General features: G+C 63.6%; 20 protein-coding genes. 15 read left to right on the top strand and 5 right to left on the bottom strand.

The window, feature by feature from the left end; translation table 11 throughout:
• Window positions 1–74: 74 nt before the first annotated feature.
• The 4 genes from BLQ92_RS13565 (at window position 75) to BLQ92_RS13580 (ending at window position 6574) form a co-directional block, all read left to right on the top strand.
• Window positions 75–1862, top strand: coding sequence for an acyl-CoA dehydrogenase C-terminal domain-containing protein (locus BLQ92_RS13565; RefSeq protein WP_090685013.1), 1788 nt, complete (start codon window positions 75–77; stop codon window positions 1860–1862).
• Window positions 1863–1967: 105 nt separating this feature from the next.
• Window positions 1968–4403 (top strand): 3-hydroxyacyl-CoA dehydrogenase/enoyl-CoA hydratase family protein, encoded by a 2436-nt coding sequence (locus BLQ92_RS13570; RefSeq protein ID WP_090685014.1) that lies wholly within the window; start codon window positions 1968–1970, stop codon window positions 4401–4403.
• Between the two features lie 81 nt (window positions 4404–4484).
• The gene (locus BLQ92_RS13575) at window positions 4485–5684 is read left to right on the top strand and encodes an acetyl-CoA C-acyltransferase (protein ID WP_090685015.1); all 1200 of its coding nucleotides are present in this window, start codon (window positions 4485–4487) and stop codon (window positions 5682–5684) included.
• 119 nt (window positions 5685–5803) lie between these two features.
• Window positions 5804–6574, top strand: coding sequence for an enoyl-CoA hydratase (locus BLQ92_RS13580; RefSeq protein ID WP_090685270.1), 771 nt, complete (start codon window positions 5804–5806; stop codon window positions 6572–6574).
• 107 nt (window positions 6575–6681) lie between these two features.
• On the opposite strand, the gene fdhD is transcribed toward BLQ92_RS13580, so the two are convergent.
• Window positions 6682–7503: a formate dehydrogenase accessory sulfurtransferase FdhD gene (fdhD, locus tag BLQ92_RS13585; protein WP_090685016.1), complete on the bottom strand. Its 822-nt coding sequence runs from the start codon at window positions 7501–7503 to the stop codon at window positions 6682–6684.
• 146 nt (window positions 7504–7649) lie between these two features.
• Here fdhD and BLQ92_RS13590 point away from each other — a divergent pair, with 146 nt between their 5' ends.
• The 7 genes from BLQ92_RS13590 to BLQ92_RS13620 all read left to right on the top strand — a co-directional run bounded on the left by BLQ92_RS13590 (window position 7650) and on the right by BLQ92_RS13620 (window position 14106).
• Window positions 7650–8126 carry a nitrate reductase associated protein gene (locus tag BLQ92_RS13590; RefSeq protein WP_090685017.1) on the top strand — a complete coding sequence of 159 codons (477 nt, stop codon included), beginning with the start codon at window positions 7650–7652 and terminating at the stop codon, window positions 8124–8126.
• A gap of 181 nt (window positions 8127–8307) precedes the next feature.
• Window positions 8308–11412: an EAL domain-containing protein gene (locus tag BLQ92_RS13595; RefSeq protein WP_090685018.1), complete on the top strand. Its 3105-nt coding sequence runs from the start codon at window positions 8308–8310 to the stop codon at window positions 11410–11412.
• A gap of 107 nt (window positions 11413–11519) precedes the next feature.
• Window positions 11520–12110: a helix-turn-helix domain-containing protein gene (locus BLQ92_RS13600; RefSeq protein WP_090685019.1), complete on the top strand. Its 591-nt coding sequence runs from the start codon at window positions 11520–11522 to the stop codon at window positions 12108–12110.
• A complete protein-coding gene (locus BLQ92_RS13605) occupies window positions 12107–12634 on the top strand; it encodes a GNAT family N-acetyltransferase (RefSeq protein ID WP_090685020.1) in 528 nt (175 codons plus the stop codon). Before BLQ92_RS13600 ends, BLQ92_RS13605 begins: the two co-directional genes overlap by 4 nt.
• Window positions 12635–12689: 55 nt before the next feature.
• Window positions 12690–12938: a hypothetical protein gene (locus tag BLQ92_RS13610; RefSeq protein WP_090685021.1), complete on the top strand. Its 249-nt coding sequence runs from the start codon at window positions 12690–12692 to the stop codon at window positions 12936–12938.
• 21 nt (window positions 12939–12959) lie between these two features.
• Window positions 12960–13523: a GNAT family N-acetyltransferase gene (locus tag BLQ92_RS13615; RefSeq protein ID WP_090685022.1), complete on the top strand. Its 564-nt coding sequence runs from the start codon at window positions 12960–12962 to the stop codon at window positions 13521–13523.
• Between the two features lie 16 nt (window positions 13524–13539).
• Complete coding sequence (locus BLQ92_RS13620) at window positions 13540–14106, top strand: GNAT family N-acetyltransferase (RefSeq protein WP_244106040.1); 567 nt, start codon at window positions 13540–13542, stop codon at window positions 14104–14106.
• A gap of 40 nt (window positions 14107–14146) precedes the next feature.
• On the opposite strand, the gene BLQ92_RS13625 is transcribed toward BLQ92_RS13620, so the two are convergent.
• Entirely contained in the window at window positions 14147–14653 is a 507-nt protein-coding gene (locus BLQ92_RS13625) for a cupin domain-containing protein (RefSeq protein ID WP_090685271.1), read from the bottom strand.
• A gap of 227 nt (window positions 14654–14880) precedes the next feature.
• Here BLQ92_RS13625 and BLQ92_RS13630 point away from each other — a divergent pair, with 227 nt between their 5' ends.
• The gene (locus BLQ92_RS13630) at window positions 14881–15432 is read left to right on the top strand and encodes a GNAT family N-acetyltransferase (RefSeq protein WP_090685024.1); all 552 of its coding nucleotides are present in this window, start codon (window positions 14881–14883) and stop codon (window positions 15430–15432) included.
• Window positions 15433–15509: 77 nt separating this feature from the next.
• On the opposite strand, the gene BLQ92_RS13635 is transcribed toward BLQ92_RS13630, so the two are convergent.
• Complete coding sequence (locus BLQ92_RS13635) at window positions 15510–15905, bottom strand: acyl-CoA thioesterase (RefSeq protein WP_090685025.1); 396 nt, start codon at window positions 15903–15905, stop codon at window positions 15510–15512.
• Between the two features lie 234 nt (window positions 15906–16139).
• Here BLQ92_RS13635 and BLQ92_RS13640 point away from each other — a divergent pair, with 234 nt between their 5' ends.
• The 3 genes from BLQ92_RS13640 to BLQ92_RS13650 all read left to right on the top strand — a co-directional run bounded on the left by BLQ92_RS13640 (window position 16140) and on the right by BLQ92_RS13650 (window position 18631).
• Window positions 16140–18032 (top strand): ABCB family ABC transporter ATP-binding protein/permease, encoded by a 1893-nt coding sequence (locus BLQ92_RS13640; RefSeq protein WP_090685026.1) that lies wholly within the window; start codon window positions 16140–16142, stop codon window positions 18030–18032.
• 93 nt (window positions 18033–18125) lie between these two features.
• A complete protein-coding gene (locus BLQ92_RS13645; RefSeq protein WP_208449331.1) occupies window positions 18126–18356 on the top strand; it encodes a ParD-like family protein in 231 nt (76 codons plus the stop codon).
• Window positions 18353–18631, top strand: coding sequence for a type II toxin-antitoxin system RelE/ParE family toxin (locus BLQ92_RS13650; protein ID WP_090685028.1), 279 nt, complete (start codon window positions 18353–18355; stop codon window positions 18629–18631). Before BLQ92_RS13645 ends, BLQ92_RS13650 begins: the two co-directional genes overlap by 4 nt.
• A 93-nt stretch (window positions 18632–18724) precedes the next feature.
• Here BLQ92_RS13650 and murU read toward each other — a convergent pair whose 3' ends face one another.
• Window positions 18725–19444, bottom strand: a complete 720-nt coding sequence (gene murU / locus BLQ92_RS13655) for an N-acetylmuramate alpha-1-phosphate uridylyltransferase MurU (protein WP_090685029.1) — start codon at window positions 19442–19444, stop codon at window positions 18725–18727.
• Window positions 19445–19460: 16 nt separating this feature from the next.
• The gene (locus tag BLQ92_RS13660) at window positions 19461–20519 is read right to left on the bottom strand and encodes an aminoglycoside phosphotransferase family protein (RefSeq protein ID WP_090685030.1); all 1059 of its coding nucleotides are present in this window, start codon (window positions 20517–20519) and stop codon (window positions 19461–19463) included.
• Window positions 20520–20717 lie beyond the last annotated feature (198 nt).

A 20717-nucleotide genomic window follows, 5' to 3' on the forward strand; every position in this document is an offset into this window, starting at 1 on the left:
CAGCGGCGCTGAAAAGGTCCGAACCACGGGCCTGGGTTGACGGCCTGGCTTCTTGTCAAACTTTGGAGAGAGTCATGGGACAGTACGCCGCGCCACTGCGCGACATGCAATTCGTGTTGCACGAGCTGCTTAACGTCGAAGGCGAGATCAAGCAGATGCCGAAGCACGCGGATCTCGACGCCGACACGATCAATGCGGTTCTGGAAGAGGCCGGCAAGTTCTGCTCCGAAGTGCTGTTCCCGCTGAACCAGAGCGGCGACCAGGAAGGCTGCACGTACGTCGGCGACGGCGTCGTGACCACGCCGAAGGGCTTCAAGGAAGCCTACAAGCAATACGTCGAAGCTGGCTGGCCGGCACTCGGCTGCGATCCGGAATACGGCGGCCAGGGCCTGCCGGCGTTCGTCAACAACGCTTTGTACGAAATGCTTAATTCGGCAAACCAGGCGTGGACGATGTATCCGGGCCTGTCGCACGGCGCGTATGAATGCCTGCATGCGCACGGCACGCCGGAACTGCAAAAGCTGTATCTGCCGAAGCTGGTCGCGGGCGTCTGGACCGGCACGATGTGTCTGACCGAGCCGCATTGCGGCACTGACCTCGGCATCCTGCGCACCAAGGCTGAGCCGAATGCGGATGGCTCCTTCTCGATCAGCGGTACGAAGATCTTCATCTCCAGCGGCGAACACGACCTCTCGGAGAACATCATTCACCTCGTGCTTGCGCGCCTGCCGGATGCGCCGATGGGCACCAAGGGCATTTCGCTGTTCATCGTGCCGAAGTTCGTGCCGAACGAAGCCGGCGAGCCGGGCGAGCGCAACACCGTGAAGTGCGGCTCGATCGAACACAAGATGGGCATTCATGGCAACGCAACTGCCGTGATCAACCTCGACAACGCCAAGGGCTGGCTGGTCGGCGAGCCGAACAAGGGCTTGAACGCCATGTTCGTGATGATGAATGCCGCGCGTCTGGGCGTCGGCATGCAGAGCCTGGGCCTGACCGAAGTCGCTTATCAGAACTCGCTTACCTACGCGAAAGAGCGTCTGCAGATGCGTTCGCTGACGGGCCCGAAGGCGCCGGAAAAGGCCGCTGACCCGATCATCGTGCATCCGGACGTGCGCCGCATGCTGCTCACGCAAAAGGCCTACGCGGAAGCCGCGCGTGCCTTCTCGTACTGGTCCGCACTGCATATCGACAAGGAACTGTCGCACGCCGAAGAATCGGTGCGTAAGGATGCCGCCGACCTCGTCGCGCTGCTCACGCCGATCCTGAAGGCGTTTCTCTCGGACAACGCGTTCGAAAGCACCAACCACGCCATGCAGATCTACGGCGGCCACGGCTTCATCGCCGAGTGGGGCATGGAGCAATACGTGCGCGACGCGCGGATCAACATGATCTACGAAGGCACCAACGCGATTCAGGCGCTCGATCTGCTGGGCCGCAAGATCCTCGGCGACATGGGCGCCAAGATGAAAAAGTTCGGCAAGCTGGTGACGGAATTCGTCGAAGCCGAAGGCGTCAAGCCGGAAATGCAGGAGTTCATCAACCCGCTCGCCGACATCGGCGACAAGGTGCAGAAGCTGACGATGGAAATCGGCATGAAGGCGATGCAGAACCCGGACGAAGTGGGTGCCGCTTCCGTGCCGTATCTGCGTACCGTCGGCCATCTGGTGTTCTCGTACTTCTGGGCCCGCATGGCGCGCATCGCACTGGACAAGGAAGCGTCCGGCGATCCGTTCTACAAGGCCAAGCTCGCCACCGCGCGCTTCTACTTCGCCAAGCTGCTGCCGGAAACGGCCATGACGATTCGCCAGGCGCGCGCCGGTTCGAAGTCGCTGATGGACGTTGAAGAGTCGCTGTTCTAAAGCCACATCACGGCGGCGCTGCGCGTGTTTGAAACGCGTGGCGCCGCCGCCAGCCATACATCGCGAAATTTCCGCGACACCGCATAACTCCCCCGGAGGAACGACGTGAGCAATCTGATCATTCGCAAGGTAGCCGTGCTCGGCGCCGGCGTGATGGGCGCGCAGATCGCCGCGCACCTGATCAACGCCAAGGTGCCTGTGCTGCTGTTCGACCTGCCTGCCAAGGAAGGCCCGAAGAACGCGATCGCGCTGAAGGCGATCGAGAATCTGAAGAAGCTGTCGCCGGCGCCGTTCGGCGTGAAGGACGACGCGCAATATATCCAGCCCGCGAACTACGATGACGACATCGAGAAGCTCGCCGAATGCGACCTCGTGATCGAAGCGATCGCCGAACGCATGGACTGGAAGCACGACCTGTACAAGAAGGTCTCGCCGCATCTCGCGCCGAACGCGATCTTCGCGAGCAACACCTCGGGTCTGTCGATCACCGAACTGTCGGAAGGCTTCACGGATGAACTGAAGTCGCGCTTCTGCGGCGTGCACTTCTTCAATCCGCCGCGCTACATGCACCTGGTCGAACTGATCCCGACCGCGGCGACGCGTCCGGAAATCCTCGACCAGCTCGAATCGTTCCTCACGAGCGTGGTCGGCAAGGGCGTCGTGCGCGCCAAAGACACGCCGAACTTCATCGCCAACCGCGTCGGCATTTTCTCGATCCTCGCCGTCATTACCGAAGCGGCGAAGTTCGGTCTGCGTTTCGACGAAGTGGATGACCTGACCGGTTCGCGTCTCGGCCGCGCCAAGTCGGCAACGTTCCGCACCGCTGACGTGGTCGGTCTCGACACGATGGCGCACGTCATCAAGACGATGCAGGACAACCTGAAGGACGATCCGTTCTTCGCGGTGTATGAAACGCCGGCGGTGCTGGCTGAACTCGTGAAGAAGGGCGCGCTCGGTCAGAAGACCGGTGGCGGCTTCTACAAGAAGGAAGGCAAGGCGATCAAGGTGCTCGACCCGAAGACGGGTACGTACGTCGACGGCGGCGCGAAGGCCGACGAACTGGTCGGCCGCATTCTGAAGCGTCCGCCGGCAGAGCGCCTGAAGCTGCTGCGCGAATCGCAGCATCCGCAAGCACAGTTCCTGTGGTCGATCTTCCGCGACGTGTTCCATTACATCGGCGTGCATCTGGAGTCGATCGCCGACAACGCGCGTGACGTCGATCTGGCCATCCGCTGGGGCTTCGGCTGGAACGAAGGCCCGTTCGAAGGCTGGCAGACGGCCGGCTGGAAGCAGATCGCCGAGTGGGTCCAGGAAGACATCGCGGCTGGCAAGGCATTGTCGAACGCGCCGCTGCCGTCGTGGGTGCTCGAAGGTCAGGTTGCCGAGAAGGGTGGCGTGCACACGAACGAAGGTTCGTGGTCGCCGGCTTCGAAGTCTTTCGTGCCGCGTTCGTCGCTGTCCGTCTACGACAAGCAGGTGTTCCGCGCGCCGCTGGTCGGCGAGACGGGCGCCGATCCAAAGACCTACGGCAAGACGCTGTTCGAAACCGATGCGGTTCGCGCATGGGTCGACGATCGTGCTGGCGAGAACGACGTCCTGATCGTCTCGTTCAAGAGCAAGATGAACACGATCGGACCGTCGGTGATCGACGGCCTCACGCAAGCAATCGAACTGGCCGAAAAGGAATACAAGGGCCTGGTGGTATGGCAACCCACGTCGCTGAAGCTCGGCACGCCGGGTGGTCCGTTCTCCGCTGGTGCCAACCTGGAAGAAGCGATGCCCGCCTTCATGACAGGTGGCGCGAAGGGTATCGAGCCTTTCGTGAAGAAGTTCCAGCAAGGCATGCTGCGCGTGAAGTACGCGAGCGTGCCGGTCGTCTCGGCGATTTCGGGCATCGCGCTCGGCGGTGGCTGCGAACTGGTGCTGCATAGCGCGAAGCGCGTGGCGCACATCGAGAGCTATATCGGTCTGGTGGAAGTCGGCGTGGGCCTCGTGCCGGCTGGCGGCGGCCTGAAGGAAGCGGCACTGCGCGCAGCGGAAGCGGCGACGCAAGCCGGCGCGACCAACGATCTGCTGAAGTTCGTGCAGAAGTCGTTCGAAAACGCCGCGATGGCGAAGGTCTCGGCCTCCGCACTCGACGCCCGCACGATGGGCTATCTGAAGCCGTCCGACACGATCGTCTTCAACGTGTTCGAGCTGCTCGACGTGGCGAAGAAAGAAGCGCGTGCGCTGGCTGCTGCGGGTTATCGTCCGCCGCTGCGTGTGACGCAGGTGCCGGTGGCGGGCCGGTCGGCAATTGCGACCATCAAGGCGTCGCTCGTCAACATGCGCGATGGCCGTTTCATCAGCGAGCACGATTACCTGATCGCGAGCCGTATCGCCGAAGCTGTGTGCGGTGGCGATGTCGAAGCGGGCAGTCTGGTGGACGAAGAATGGCTGCTGCAACTCGAGCGCCGTGCGTTCGTCGACCTGCTCGGTACGCAAAAGACGCAGGAACGGATCATGGGCATGCTGCAAACCGGCAAGCCGGTTCGTAACTAACGCGCGAGCGGACCGCAATCAAATTGCATGGGACCGGAATAGGCGATGAAGCGCCAACTCCGGTCGACATTGGAGCCTCAAATGACAAAGCAATTGCAAGACGCATACATCGTCGCCGCGAGCCGTACGCCGATCGGCAAGGCGCCGCGCGGGATGTTCAAGAACACGCGCCCGGACGAACTGCTGGTGCACGCGATCAAGTCGGCCGTGGCGCAAGTGCCCGGTCTCGACACCAAGGTGATCGAAGACGCCATCATCGGCTGCGCGATTCCGGAAGCGGAACAAGGCCTGAACGTGGCGCGCATGGGTGCACTGCTGGCCGGCCTGCCGCAGTCGGTGGGCGGCGTCACGGTGAACCGCTTCTGCGCCTCGGGCCTGACCGCGCTGGCGATGGCGGCTGACCGCATCCGCGTAGGCGAATCCGACGCGATGATCGCTGGCGGCTGCGAATCGATGAGCATGGTGCCGATGATGGGCAACAAGCCGTCGATGTCGCCGCACATCTTCGATCGTAGCGAAGACTTCGGCATCGCCTACGGCATGGGCCTGACGGCCGAGAAGGTTGCCGAGCGCTGGAAGATCAGCCGCGAAGCACAAGACCAGTTCTCGGTCGAATCGCACCGCCGCGCCATCGCCGCGCAGGAAGCCGGTGAGTTCAACGACGAAATCGCCGCCTATACGATCACCGAGCGTTTCCCCGACCTCGCCACCGGCGAAGTGAAGGTGAAGACCCGCGAAGTGCGGCTCGACGAAGGTCCTCGTGCCGACACTTCGCTGGAAGGTCTGGCCAAGCTGCGCACCGTGTTCGCCAACAAGGGTTCGGTGACGGCCGGCAACAGCTCGCAGACCTCGGACGGCGCAGGCGCGCTGATCGTGGTGTCGGAAAAGATGTTGAAGGAATTCAACCTCACGCCGCTCGCGCGTTTCGTCAGCTTCGCCGTGCGCGGCGTGCCGCCGGAAATCATGGGCATCGGTCCGAAGGAAGCAATTCCGGCCGCACTGAAGGCGGCTGGCCTGAAGATCGACGACCTGGACTGGATCGAGCTGAACGAAGCGTTTGCTGCGCAATCGCTGGCAGTGATCCAGGACCTCGGTCTGGATCCGTCGAAGATCAACCCGCTCGGCGGCGCAATTGCACTGGGCCACCCGCTCGGCGCAACGGGCGCGATTCGTGCGTCGACAGTGGTGCACGGCCTGCGCCGTCGCAACTACAAGTACGGCATGGTGACCATGTGCGTCGGCACGGGCATGGGTGCAGCGGGTATTATCGAGCGCCTGTAAGCACGGACGAACGGGTTGCCTGAAGGCCCCAGAACGGTTCGTAGGCTGAGCGGCTTGCGAACCGTTTTTCCATTCAGATGCACCAGGCATTGAGCAGCATCGAGCGGGACTATAAGGAGATGACGATGGACATTCTGGTCGAGCGCGCCAACGGCGTACTGACGATTGCCTTTAACCGGACGGACAAGAAAAACGCGATTACGGCCGCCATGTACCAGACGATGGCCGACGCGCTCGTCGAGGCGCAGAGCGACGCCTCCGTGCGCGCCATCCTGTTTCGCGGCAGCGTGGGCATTTTCAGCGCTGGCAACGATCTCGAAGACTTCATGAAGACGCCGCCGATGGGCGAGAACGCCCCGGTGTTCCAGTTCCTGCGCGCGATCAGCTCGGCGGAGAAACCGGTGGTGGCGTCGGTGGCGGGTGCGGCGGTGGGGATCGGCACGACCCTGTTGCTGCATTGCGACCTGGTGTACGCCGCCGAGACGGCGACCTTCTCGCTGCCGTTCACGCAGCTCGGGCTGTGCCCGGAAGCGGCGTCGAGCCTGCTGTTGCAGCGCGTGGCCGGTTATCAGGCCGCAGCGGAAAAGCTGCTCTTGGGCGAAGCGTTCGACGCGCGCGAAGCGCACCGCATGGGCTTTGTGAACCGCCTGCTGCCGGCGGCTGAAGTCGATGCATTCGCACTCGCGCAAGCAGCCAGGCTGGCGGCGCTGCCGGCCTCGTCGCTGCGCGTCACCAAGTCGCTGATGAAGCGTGCGAGCCACCACGAACTGCAGACGCAGATGACCGATGAAGCGCTGCACTTCGGCAAGATGCTGCTCGCGCCGGAAGCTCGTGAGGCGTTCAAGGCGTTCTTCGAGAAGCGCAAGCCGGATTTCCGGCAGTTCGACTGAGTTTGGCGGCGGCGCGTAGCTCGGGCCGCCTGGGCGTGACAGTGAATCGCGTCTCGCGGCCCGGCCCGTGCAGGTCAGTGCGTTTCGGGGCGGCAGCCCCGCTCCGCCTATAACGTGTCGTAGTCGACGTAACCCGCCTCGCGGCAGAAGCTCACCAGCCGCACACCGGCCTGGCGTGCAATCGCAATCGCGAGCGAGGACGGCGCCGAGATCGTGGCCAGCATCGGCACATCGACGCGCGCCGCCTTGCGCACCAGTTCATAGCTCGCCCGGCTCGACAGGAACACAAAGCCGTCTTTGGTATCCGCGCGGTCGAGCACCAATTGCCCGATGAGCTTATCCAAAGCGTTGTGACGGCCCACATCCTCAAACGCTAGCCGGATCGCCCCCGCCGCGTCGCACCATGCCGCCGCGTGCAGGCCGCCCGTCAGCCGCGTCAGCGCCTGGTGCCCGGGCAATTCACGCGCCGCGCGGGCAATCGCGTCCGGCGCGAGCCGCTGTAGAAAACCGGTATCGGGCACACGCTCCGGCTTCAGATCCAGCAAATCGATGCTTTCGATGCCGCACACGCCGCAACCGGTGCGGCCGGCCAGCGCCCGGCGCTTTTCCTTCAGTGCGACAAACGCCTGTTGCACCACCTGCAATTGCACTTCGGCATGCGGCAATTCGCCGTCATGCAGCTCGACCTCGATGTCCTGAATATCGCTGCCGCGCGCCACAATCCCTTCCGAAATCGCAAAACCGACCGCGAACGCTTCCAGGTCGCGCGGCGTGCACATCATCACCGCGTGCGAAATGCCGTTGAAGACAAGCGCCACGGGCCACTCCTGACCGACGTGGTCGGTGACCGTCTCCACCTTGCCGCCGCGATGCCGCCGCACCTGACGCTCCACCGCGCCCGGCTGGCCGCCTGTTTCCAGTTCGTTCAAAACCCTGACTCCTTGATCCATACGGCGAGAGCGGTAGCGTTTCCCAATGCTGAGCCAGCCCAGACCGGGCCGCCGCCGCGCGAATAAGGTTCTAAAATACCTCAAGCGGGCCTTGCGTGTTGCCCGCCACCTACGAGGACACTGTCATGGGACTCAACGAAGCGCCGCTCCTGTTCAACTTCGAAATCGAGTCTTCGGAGGATCTGACCTACATCCCGATGTCGGTCCGCTTCAATCTCGACCGCTTCGGACTGCGCATTTCGCTCGCGCAGTGGCAGATGCTGCCGCATGAAGACCGCAAGCTGCTGGCGCGTTTTCCGGTCGACGAGGACGCCAGAATCGAGCCGAACTTCGATCACGCACTGTTCGAGATGCTGCGCACGCATGCCAATGTCGAGCCGGATTGGTTCACGCCGGAAGACACCCCGGCGTGGCGCCGTACCGATGCGGTGCCGGACGGCGTCCTGCACCAGGCGGAGCTTGCGAGCCTGCCGGCGCCGAGCGCCGGCGAGTGGGCCACGCTCGAGCCGTTCAAGCGCTACGTGCTCGCCAAGCTGTCGCGCAAGCCGGAAAGCAACCACGACTTCGTGCCCGCCATGAAGGAATTCGGTCTGGCCGGGTAGGTCTGGCCGGGCAAAATATTTTCACATTTCCCCCTTAATCTATTCCGAGCGTTGCCGTTATCCATGGGTTGGCGCGTAAAAGACTCCGCAGATGCAAGAAGAAGCCCAAGTTGCACGAGGCATCTAAAGCGGACAACACCCAGCGCGCTCCCGCCTGCAGAACGAATGACGTTCGGAACCCATGACTCCTTTCCTATCGAGGCGGCTGCTGATCAATCTGGCAGTCGTCGCCGCGGCGGTCGGCGCGAACGCGTTCGTCGCCTATACGCAGATCTGCGGCCAGCGCGACGCGGACGTGCGTACCATGCGCTCGACCGATCTCCGGCAGAATCTCGACGCCTATCGGTCGGTGCTCGACGACGGCCTCGCCGCGCTGGGCCGCTTCGAGGCGACGGGGCGGCCGGAGGCAACTGACGCTGCGCCGGCGATAGCGTCGTCGCTCGCCGCGTTGGAGCATACGCTGGCCGCCGAGCTCGCCGACGAGCCGGCCATGGCGGCCTCCCTGGTCAAGCTGAGCAGTGCCGGCCAGGCGCTGCAACACGACATCGCGCTGGCGCTGGCGCGGGCTCAGGCGAGCAAACCGGAGGAATCGCGCGCCTGGGCGGCCTCGGCCTATACGCGGCTCGGTATGCAACTGGACCACGTGGAGACGGCGCTGGCCGGGCTGCGGCAGCAGGAGGACCGCGCGCTGCAGGCGTCGCTCGCGGAGTCGGCCCGGCAGACGCAGCACGCGATGCTGCTCTTGATCGTCACCATGCTGGCGGGCAGCTCGCTTCTGATCTACACCTTCGGCGTCCGCGAGAGCGCCGCCCGTGAACGGCTGCGGGTCGCCCAGGCGCTGCGCCGCAACGACGAGCGCTTTCGCGGCCTGTTCGACAGCCATCCGGTGCCGATGTACATCTTCGATCGCGAGACCCTGCGCTTTCTCGCGGTCAACGCCGCGGCCATCCAGCAATACGGCTATACGGAGAGCGAGTTCCTCGCCATGACGATCCGTGCGATCCGGCCGACCGGTGAGATCGGGCGCCTCGAATCGCACCTGCTGCGCAGCGACGGCGGTCCCCAGCAGGGCCGCACCATGGCGGGCGTGTGGCATCACCGGCGCAAGGACGGCTCGACTATCAGCGTCGACATCTCGTATCACTCGCTGACATACATGGGCCGCCCCGCGAGCTTCGTGCTGGCCGACGACGTGACCGAACAGATCAACGCGGAAGCCGAAGCGCAGCGTTCGAACCAGATGCTCGAAACGGTGATCGACAATATCCCGCAACGAATTTTCTGGAAGGATCAGGAGTCGCGCTACCTCGGCTGCAATATGGCGTTTGCGCGCGATGCCGGGCTCGCGTATCCGGAGCAGGTGGTGGGCAAGACCGACCACGACTTGCCGTGGCGCGCGCTGGCCGATCAGGTCCGCTTGCACGACGCCGAGGTGGTGACGACGGGCGTGCCGAAGATGCATTTCGAAGTCGATCTGGTGATCGACGGCGTGCACCGCACCACGGTAACGAGCAAGCTGCCGTTCACCGACAGCGACGGACGCGTGATCGGCGTGCTCGGCTCCTACACCGACATCACCGAGCGCAAGCGCGCCGACCTCGCGCTGCGCCTGCAAAGCCGTGCGCTCGATGCCAGCGTGAACGCAATCCTGATCACCGGGCCGACCAGTACCGGCAACCTCATCGAGTATGTGAACCCGGCCTTCAAGCGCATCACGGGCTACGATCCGGCCGAAGTGATCGGCCAGGACTGCCGCCTGCTGCAACGCGACGACCGCGACCAGGAGGGGATCGTCTCGATCCGCCAGGCGCTCGCCGCCAACCGCGAAGTCAGTGCGGTGCTGCGCAACTACCGCAAGGACGGCGCGCTGTTCTGGAACCAGCTCTTTATCGCGCCGGTGCCGAATCCGGACGGCGAGACCACTCATCACATTGGCATCATCAACGACGTCACCGATCTGATCCGCTATCAGGAGCAGCTCGAGTACCAGGCGAACTACGACAGCCTGACCCGGCTGCCGAACCGCAATCTGCTGCGCGACCGTCTGCAGCATGCCTTGATCGTGGCGCGGCGTCACCACAAGGGCGTGGCGGTGGTGTTCATCGATCTGGACGGCTTCAAGAACGTCAACGACAGCCTCGGCCATAGCGTCGGCGACCGCCTGCTGAGTGTGGTCGCCGAGCGGCTTGCGCGCTGCGCGCGAGCCAGCGATACGGTGGCGCGCCACGGCGGCGACGAGTTCGTGATCGTGATGACCGATACGGTCGACGAACAGTCGCTGATTGCGTGGATGGAGCGGGTGCGCGCCTCGATCTCCGAGCCGGTGTGGCTCGACGGCACCGAGTTGTATGTGGGCTGCAGCATGGGGGCGAGCCTGTTCCCGCAGGACGGTGACGACACCGAAACGCTGATGAAGAAGGCCGACCTCGCCATGTATCGCGCGAAGGACATGGGCCGCAATACCTTCCAGTTTTACCAGCCTGAGATGAACGCGAGCGCCGGTGCGCGGCTGAATCTCGAACGCCGCCTGCGGCGCGCCCTGCGCGACAACGAGTTCTTGCTGCATTACCAGCCGCAGGTGGATATCGTGACCGGGCAGATCGTCGGCATGGAGGCGCTGGTGCGCTGGCGCGATCCGGAAGTGGGGTTGATCCCGCCGTCGTCCTTTATTCCGGTGGCGGAGGAATGCGGGCTGATCGGACCGCTGTCGGAGTGGGTGCTGCGCGAAGCCTGCCGGCAAAACAAGGCCTGGCAGGATGAGGGCTTGCCGCCGGCACGCGTCTCCGTGAACCTGTCGGCGCGGCAGTTCCAGCAGCACGATATCGCCAAGCTGGTGACCCAGGTGCTCGAGGAGACCGGGCTCGAACCGCAATACCTCGAACTCGAACTCACTGAAAGCACCATCATGCGCAATGCTGAGGAAGCGGTGATCATGCTCAACTCGCTCCACGCGCTCGGTATCGGGCTGGCCATCGACGACTTCGGTACCGGCTATTCGAGCCTTAGCTATCTGAAGCGCTTCCCGGTCGACCGTTTGAAGATCGACCGCTCGTTTGTCTCGGACATCGGCACCTCGGGCGATGACGAGACGATCACCTCTGCCATCATTGCGCTCGCCCATTCGCTGAAACTGCAGGTGATTGCCGAAGGGGTCGAGACCTCGGAGCAGCTCGACTTTCTGAAGGAGCGCGCCTGCGACGAGATGCAGGGCTTCTTCTTCTCCAGGCCAATGCCGCGCGACGCGATTCCAGGCTTGTTGCAGGGCGGGGCGGTGGTAGAGGCATAAGCGCAACTGCCGGCGCGCCTGTGGGAGGCTCACGGAGCTTGTGACGGCGTCTGCCGTCGTCTGCAAAATCTAGTTTACTGGAATTATTTTCCAGTAAACTGGACGGTATGGACATCAACAACCGAATCGCCAGCCGCGTGCGCGAACTGCGCGACGCTCAGGGTTTTTCGCTCGATACGCTCGCCGAGCGCAGCGGCGTGAGCCGCTCGACGATCTCGCTGATCGAGCGCGGTCAGAGCAGCCCGACGGCCACCGTGCTCGACAAGCTTGCCACGGCCTTGAGCGTCACGCTCGCCTCGCTGTTCGAAGACAGCGCCACTTCGGCCGCCGAGCCTTCGCCGTTGGCGCGTGCCGCTGAACAGCCGGTATGGACCGACCCGACCTCGGGCTACGTCCGTCGCAATCTGTCGCCTGCCGCGCGCTCGCCGATCCAGTTGGTGGAGGTCCACTTTCCGGCCGGTCAGCAGGTCGCTTACGAGACCAGTGCGCGTGACGTGGAGGTTCATCAGCAGGTCTGGGTGATCGAAGGCGTGATGGAGCTGACAGTGGGCGACGTGCAGTGGCGTCTGGAAACCGGCGACTGCCTGACGATGCGCCTCGACTGTCCGATGGTGTTTCGCAACCCCGCACGTGAGCCGGCTCGCTACCTGGTGTCGCTAACCAACCTGAACTTCACGCCGGCAAGGAGAAATGGATGAGCGAGGAGGTGAGCGTACGCCGGATCGGCGCGAACGAGGCGGCGGTCTGCGTGGATGCGTTGGCCGATGTGCTGATTGATTGCGTCGAAGGAGGCGCCTCGGTGAGCTTCATGCTGCCGCTCGCACGCGAGAAAGCGCTGGCGTTCTGGCGCGGTGTGGCCGAGGGCGTGGCGCGCAACGAACGGGCGCTGCTGATCGCGGAGAATGGCGGCGGCGAGATACTCGGCACCGTGCAGTTGGTGCTGGCGCTGCCCGACAATCAGCCGCATCGTGCGGATGTCGCCAAGATGCTGGTGTGCCGCAAGGCTCGGCGGCAAGGGATCGCGCAGCGCCTGATGGCGGCGGTCGAAGAGGTGGCGCGCGAGGAAGGCCGGAGCGTGCTGGTGCTCGATACCGTCACCGGCGGCGACGCCGAGCGCTTGTACGAGCGGGCCGGCTGGCAGCGCGTGGGCTCCGTGCCGAAATACGCGCTGATGCCGGACGGCGAGTTTTGCGCGACGACGTTTTATTATCGGCATCTCTGAACCATCACAAGCGGGCACGCTGCGTGTGACAGCGCGACCTACAGGAGCCTGATCGATGAAACACGCTGGGCCGGCGGCCCTCGATACGCTGGCGCTTCTGATCGGCGCAATCCGCGAGCGCGGGGCACTCAAGGAGCCGCGCCCCGGCGTCTTTTATCGCAAGGGCAAAGCGTTTCTGCATTTTCATGAAGATCCAGCCGGCCTCTTCGCCGATCTGCGGGTGGATGCGGAATGGGAGCGCTTTCGCGTCTCCGAACAAGATGAGCGCGCAACGTTTCTGGTGTTCCTCGATCGAAGCCTGTAACCCTCTGAACCAGAACCTCCGATGCGCATCGACTCTCCGCCGGACTCCGGCTATCCGGGCATTGTTCTTCGCCCGCTCGAGCGGACCGATTTGACGGCATGGTTCGGCTATCTCTCGATTCCCGAGGTGGTCGAACATACGAGCTGGAACCTGCACTCGGCCGCGGACCTCGTGCCGATGATGGACGCGTTCGAATCGAACGCCCCCGCCTCGATGCGCCGCATGGCGATGATCGAGCACGCAAGCGGCAAGCTGGTTGGCACCATCGGCTTTCATACGGTCTCCGAGGCGAACCTGAGCGCGGAGATCGCCTACGACCTGGCGCCGTCCTACTGGGGACGCGGCATTGCAAGTGCGGTGTGCGAGGCGGTCACGGCCTGGGCCTTCGCGCAGTACGGCTGGGTACGTGTGCAGGCCACAGTGCTCGAGACGAACCTGCGCTCGGAGAAAGTCCTGACGAACTGCGGCTTCCGTTATGAAGGTCTGTTGCACGCTTACCGGATGGTGCGCGGCACGCCGGGCAACTTCAGGATGTATGCTCGTCTGAATGAGCGCGTGGTGAACGCCATCCAGGACGCGCCCTGATAGGAGCCTTAGCCAATTGAACTCCCCCGCTTTTCCTGCCGACGGTCTCATGACCGAGCGTGTGCGGCTTTGCGCCATCACCCGCGCGGATGCCGAAGCGGTGCTCGCGTTCCAGATCGAGAATCGCGCGCATCTGCAACCATGGGAACCGCTGCGCACGCCCGAGTTCTTCACCTTGCCGGCGGCCGAGCAACGCCTCGCCCTGATGGAGCAGCAAATGACCGACGGCGCCGCGCTGCACCTGCTGCTGCGCGGCCGGATCACCGGTGCGATCCTCGGCGAGTGCAACTTCACCAATATCGTTCGTGGCCCGTTTCAGGCCTGTTTTATGGGGTTTTCGATTGGCAGCCGCTACGAAGGGCGCGGCCTGATGAGCGAGGCGCTCAGCGCCGCCATCGAACATGTGTTCAGCCAGTACCGGTTGCACCGGATCATGGCCAATCATCGCCCCGAGAACCTGCGCAGCGGCAAGCTGTTGGCAAAGCTCGGCTTCGAACGCGAGGGTCTTGCTCGCGCCTACCTGAAGATCAACGGCGAGTGGGCCGATCACGTGCTGACCTCACGCATCAACCCGCGCGTCTGAGGCCGCGTGCTGGTCCGGCGGGCGCGTGAAGTAGGAACATTCAGGTGGGACCGGTGGTGTCCACGTTGTCCCAGTACTCCATGCGAGCCGACCTCCGGTAACTCTCGCCCATCAGCTTGACGCTCACGCGGCCCGAATCGGGAAACACCGCGACGTCATGCGCTTGCGGATTGCCGAACACCAGATAACGGCACGGCTGCGAGGTGTGATTGAAGAGCGCATGACCGGCCGCCTGGCCGGCGGGAAAGCAGACGTATTGCCCCGCGGACATGATGTGGGATTGCGCGCCGAGACGCAGCGTCAGACTGCCTTCGAGGATCATCACATGCTCTTCTTCGAGCAGGTGATAGTGGAACTGGTTGGCCTGCTTGCCCGGCTGCAGGACTTCCATCGAAACGCTCAATTGCGAGCCGCCGCCGAACGAGCTCAGGTGCTGGAAGCTCATGCCGAAGCGCTCGCCGTGCTCGAACGTTTCGAGCGGCACGTCGCTGATGTCAAACGGCTCGAACACACCGTCCGCGTTCGCGGAAGAAGATTTCTGATTCAACGCCACACTCCCATTCTGGATGGACAGGTCGACCGCGCAACATGAGGGCGTGAGTGGCCCCCCGGCGCAATGGCGACGATTCTCGCGCATTCTGGGGATTCGCGTTGGCTAGGCGCACGCTGACCTGGAGTGACGCGAGATGGCCCTAAGGCTCGGGATTTGCAGGATCGCCGCGCTACCGGCCATGTAAAATCGCCGCTCGCATGTCCTATTCTCCCAGGAGCTCAATGAGCGACTTCCCCTCGCTGGAAACCCGCCGGCTGTTGCTGCGCGAACTGGTCGCCGACGACGCTCCAGCGCTCTTCGCCATTCACGGCGACGCGCCCGCCATGCAGTGGTACGGCGTCGACCCGATGATCGATGTGCGGCAAGCGCAAAAGCTGATTGAAGTGTTCGCCGGCTGGCGGCAGTTGCCGAATCCGGGCGTGCGCTGGGGGATTCAACGTAAGTCCGACGGCTCGCTGATCGGCAGTTGTGGACTGTTCAAATGGAATCGCGGCTGGCAGACCTGCAGCCTCGGGTACGAGCTCGCGCATGCGGCACGCGGTGCGGGGTTGATGTCGGAAGCGTTGGCGGCCGCGCTGGCGTGGGGCTTCGAAGAGATGAAGCTGAACCGGATCGAAGCGCAGATCCATCCGGATAACGCCGCATCGCTCAAGCTGGCGCGCGGGCTTGGCTTTGTTCAGGAGGGGCGGGCGCGCGAAGCCGGCTACTGGCAGGGCGCGCGTCACGACCTGCTGCAGTTTGGCCTGCTTCTAAAGGATTGGGCGCCGGCCTGAGCGCGGCGCACCCGACCCGCCAAAGGTGCCGGTGGACCCGGCGCGCACCGTCGACCTTCGAGGTGCCAGCGGCCCGCTTAATCGAGCGAGGGCAGGGCGCGCGGACGGCGGTCGCTGTCAGTGGCGACATAGGTCAGCGTCGCTTCGGTCACCTTCACGACCTCTTCGTTGAGGCTCATACGCTGCGCGTAGACGGTCACTTCGACGGTGACCGAGGTGTTGCCGGTCTTGACGATATCCGCGTAAAAGCTCAGCAGATCGCCGACGAACACCGGCTGCTTGAACACGAACGAGTTGACCGCGATGGTCGCAACCCGGCCGTTGGCGCGCCGGCTGGCGGGAATCGAGCCGGCGATATCGACCTGCGCCATGATCCAGCCGCCGAACACGTCGCCGTGGACGTTGGCATCCGACGGTTGCGGCACGACGCGCAGCGCGCACGATTTTTGCGGGAGTTGAAGTTGCTCGGTCATCGGGGCACCCATGAGAACGGATTGGCTCGGCTGGCAGGCGGGTTCTTCACGACAACATTACGACCGGCAAACGGCCAGCCCATGAAAAGCGGCGCCAGCCGGCTTCTGCGACAATAGAAAGATCAGGAATTGTACGGGAAAGCGCCCAGCCGGGTCGCGCGCCAAAAAATCTGCTGCTGGCGGCGCGCACGGTTGTTGCCTCTGTCTATTCCGCCTCACCCCCAGCCGACCCCCATGCGCCGCTATTCCGCCTCCTCCGAACCCTCGCCGATCTCGACCCAGCCGCGCAACGACTGGCAGACGATCGTCTCGCTGCTGCCGTACCTCGCCACCTACAAAGGCCGGGTCATACTGGCGCTGACGTGCCTGATCGGCGCGAAGGTCGCCAATCTCGGCGTGCCGATCGTGATGAAGCGGATCGTCGACAGCCTCGCCTCGGTGCGGCATCTGACGGCGCTCGGCCGCGCCGATCACGCGCCGGCCATCGTGCTGCTCGGCGGTGTGGGCTTGCTGGTGGTTGCGTATGCGGTGGTGCGGCTGTCCACCTCGCTGTTTACCGAGCTGCGCGAAATCCTCTTTTCGAAAGTCACGCAAAGCGCGGTGCGTCAGCTCGCGCTCAAGGTGTTCCGCCATCTGCATGGCCTCTCGCTGCGCTTTCACCTCGAACGGCAAACGGGCGGCATGTCGCGCGATATCGAACGCGGCACGCGCGGCATTACGCAGCTCATTTCGTACTCGCTCTACAGCATCCTGCCGACGCTGGTCGAAGTGGGCCTCGTGCTCGGTTTTTTCGTCGTCAAATACGAGGCCTATTACGCGATCGTCACCTTCGTGGCGCTGGCGGTCTACATCACCTTCACCGTGAAAATGACGGAGTGGCGCACGCACTTCCGCCGCACGATGAACGATCTCGATTCGCGCGCCAACTCGCGGGCGATCGATTCGCTGCTCAACTACGAGACGGTCAAGTATTTCGGCAACGAGGAATGGGAAGCGCAGCGCTACGACGAGAACCTGCGGCGCTACCGCGCGGCGGCGATCAAGTCGCAGAACTCGCTATCGGTGCTCAACTTCGGCCAGCAGGCGATTATCGGCACGGGGCTGGTCTTTATCCTGTGGCGCGCGACCCAGGGCGTGATGGCAGGCAAGCTCACGCTCGGCGATCTGGTGCTGATCAACACCTTCATGTTGCAGCTCTACATTCCGCTGAACTTCCTCGGCGTGGTGTATCGCGAACTGAAGCAGAGCCTCACCGACATGGACCGCATGTTCACGCTGCTCGGTGCGCCGCAGGAAGTGCCCGATGCACCCGACGCGCAGGAACTCGTGGTGCACGGCGCCCAGGTGCGCTTCGAGCACGTCAACTTTGCCTATGAGCCTGCACGGCAGATTCTGCATGACGTGAGCTTCACGATCCCGGCCGGCACCACCACGGCGGTGGTCGGCCACAGCGGCTCCGGCAAGTCGACGCTCGCACGCCTGATGTTTCGTTTCTACGATCTGGACCGGGCGACGAGCGGCGCGATCACGATCGACGGCCAGGATATTCGCGATGTGACGCAGGACTCGCTGCGGGCTTCGATCGGCATCGTGCCGCAGGATACGGTGCTGTTCAACGACTCGATCTACTACAACATCGCCTATGGCCGGCCGAGCGCGACCCGCGACGAAGTGATCGCGGCGGCACGGGCCGCGCATATTCACGATTTCATCGAAGGGCTGCCGAATGGTTATGAGACGGCGGTCGGCGAGCGTGGTTTGAAGTTGTCGGGTGGCGAGAAGCAGCGCGTGGCGATTGCCCGCACGATCCTGAAGAACCCGCCGATCTTGCTATTCGACGAAGCGACCTCCGCCCTTGACTCACGTTCCGAACGCGCGATTCAGCACGAACTCGATCAGATTGCCCGTGAGCGGACCACACTGATCATCGCGCACCGCCTGTCGACGGTGGTGCATGCGCAGCAGATCATCGTGATGGACAAGGGGCGTATCGTCGAGCGCGGCACGCATGCGGAGTTGCTAGAAGCCGGCGGCCTGTTCGCGCAGATGTGGGCGCTGCAGCAGCAGCGCGCGGCGCAAGCCGAGGCCGCGCCGGACGTAGTGACGGCGGGTGAGGCCGGGCGTTGAGCATGCTCGAGCCTGCCGCCCGGTACCCTCTAACGACCGTGGCACACGGCGTGCTTTTCTGCTACATTTACTACAATTGTAGTAGCGGAGAAAATGATGGGTATGCCAGTGCGAATTGACGACGAGTTGTACGAACAGGCGAAGGCAGACGCCTCAGCCGAGCATCGCTCGATTGCAGGTCAGATTGAGTTTTGGGCAAAGGTTGGGCGCGCGGCGTTGGACAACCCGGATCTGCCGGCTTCTTTTATTGCGGAAACCCTGATTGCGATGGCTGAGCCACGTGAGCAGGCGACGTCATTTGTGCCGCGTGGACGCCGCGGATGAAGTCTGAAGTTCGACAGACAAGGCGCTTCGCACGGCAGTACAAGAAGCTTCACGACAACATCGCGGCCGATGTTGATGAGGCAGTCGCAGTCGTTGCAGCTGATCCGGTAGTCGGTGATCAAAAGAGAGGGGATCTCGCTGATCTGCGCGTGTACAAGTTTCATAGCCACGGACAGCTGTTCCTGCTTGGGTACACCGTCGATGACGGATTACGACTTGTGTACCTTGAGGCGATCGGGCCACACGAAAATTTCTATCGAGATATGAAGCGCTGATCTTGAAGCCGCTTGGTCTGTTTACCCAAGGTGGCAAAAGCTCAGGGGCTACATGAGTAATCTTGCGATGGTGTCTCAGCCCGCGACGCCGGGCTATCGCGTAGCGGCGAGCCGCAGCCTCTCATCCAGTTCCTGCAACTGCGCAGGGGTGCCGACGTTCTCCCATAGACCTTCATACAACTCGCCGCTCGCCAGTCCGCGTGCGATGGTCTCCTTGTAGTACGGTGTCAGCGCGCGCCGCGTGCCGTGCGGCAAGGCGCGGAACATGCGTGTGTCGTACAACGCGATGCTGCCGAAGGTGAGCCGCGGCTGCGCATCGCTCAACACGATCCCATCGGCAAGGCCGAAATCTCCGGCCGGATGAAACGGCGGATTCGGCACCATCACCAGATGCATGCCCGGCTCCGCCTGCGCGGCGAGCCGCCCGGCGTGTGCATGCAAGCTCGCGTAATCGAAATCGGCATACACATCGCCGGCGACGCCGAGAAAAATCTCGCTTGCCCCGCTGTCTTCCAGCAGCGGCAGCGCCTGCGCAATCCCGCCGGCCGTCTCGAGCGCCTCCTGCTCGGGCGAATAGCGCAATTGCACGCCCCAGCGCGAGCCGTCGCCCAGCGCCGCCTCAATGCGCTCGCCGAGCCACGCATGATTGATCACAATGGTCCGGAAACCGGCCTGCGCGAGCCGCTCGATCTGCCAGACAATCAGCGGCTTGCCGCCCGCTTCGAGCAGCGGCTTCGGGGTATGGTCCGTCAACGGACGCATCCGTTCGCCGCGCCCGGCGGCGAAAATCATGGCTTTGGTGAGTGTTGTCATCGTGCGTGCGCCGGGCTCAGAAGGTATAGCCGACTTCGGCGGCGCGGCCTTCCAGTTCGTCGAGCAGCTTCGCGAACGGCGCGAGCGGGCGGTACCGCTCGGCGACCTTGCGCGCATAGCCGATAAAGCGCGGCAGATCCTTCATGTAATGCGGCTTGTGGTCCCGGTAGTTGATCCGGCAAAACAGGCCCAGCACCTTGATATGCCGCTGCAGGCCCATCCATTCCAGTTGCCGGAAGAACTCGCCGAAATCGGCATCGACCGGCAGGCCGGCCTTTTTCGCGCGCTCCCAGTAGTACACGAAGCAGTCGAGTTCGAACTCTTCGTCCCAGCTCAGGAACGCGTCGCGCAGCAGCGAGGCGACGTCATAGGTGATCGGCCCATAGACCGCGTCCTGGAAGTCGAGCACGCCCGGATTCGCCGGATTAGGCGTGGGCATCACCATCAGGTTGCGCGGCATGAAATCGCGCAGCATGAACACCTGCGGCTGCGCCTTGGCGCTGGCGATCAGCAGCGCAAAGGTGCGATCGAGCAGCCCACGGGTTTTCTCGTCGACTTCGCGGCCCAGATGCCGGCCGATGAACCACTCCGGCAGCAACTCCATTTCGCGGCGCAGGAAGGCTTCGTCGAACGGCGGCAGCACGTCCGGTTTCGAGGCAAGCTGCCAGCGGATCAGTGCGTCGAGCGCGTCGCGCATCAGCGCCCGGGCGTTGTCCGGCGTCAGCGCGCTGAGGTAGGACGTGGTGCCCAGATCGGCGACCAGCATGAAGCCGGCCTCGAAATCGACCTCCAGCACCCGCGGCACATTCACGCCGGCCGCGCTCAGCAACTGCGCCACCTGCACAAATTCGCGGCACTTTTCTGGCGGCGGGGCGTCGACGGCGATCAGCGTCGTGCCGGTGGCGCCTTCCGCTTCCTTACCCGTCAGCCGGAAATAACGGCGGAAGCTGGCGTCGCTGGAGGCGGGCACAAGCGTTGTCAGGTCGAGCGCATAACGGTTCGCGTGGCTTTCTAGCCAGGCGGTGAGCAGTGGCAGGCGGGTGTCGGGGGCGTGGGAGGCAGGGGGCAGCGTCATGAAAACCGGAAGGCAAATTCAGGGGGGCAACGTCTTGCCATATAATACCCCACGACTTTTTTGACGCGACTCACGCTAGCTTTCGCTTATCCCGCTTTACCGCCCGCCTCATCGTTCGACCGGTTGTAAATATTGATTGATGGGTAACCGACCATCACGGCCGGGCTGCTCAGGCGGAGGTGTGATTGCAGGAGCTGG

The sequence above is a fragment of the Paraburkholderia phenazinium genome (genome assembly GCF_900100735.1).
GTDB lineage: Bacteria > Pseudomonadota > Gammaproteobacteria > Burkholderiales > Burkholderiaceae > Paraburkholderia > Paraburkholderia phenazinia.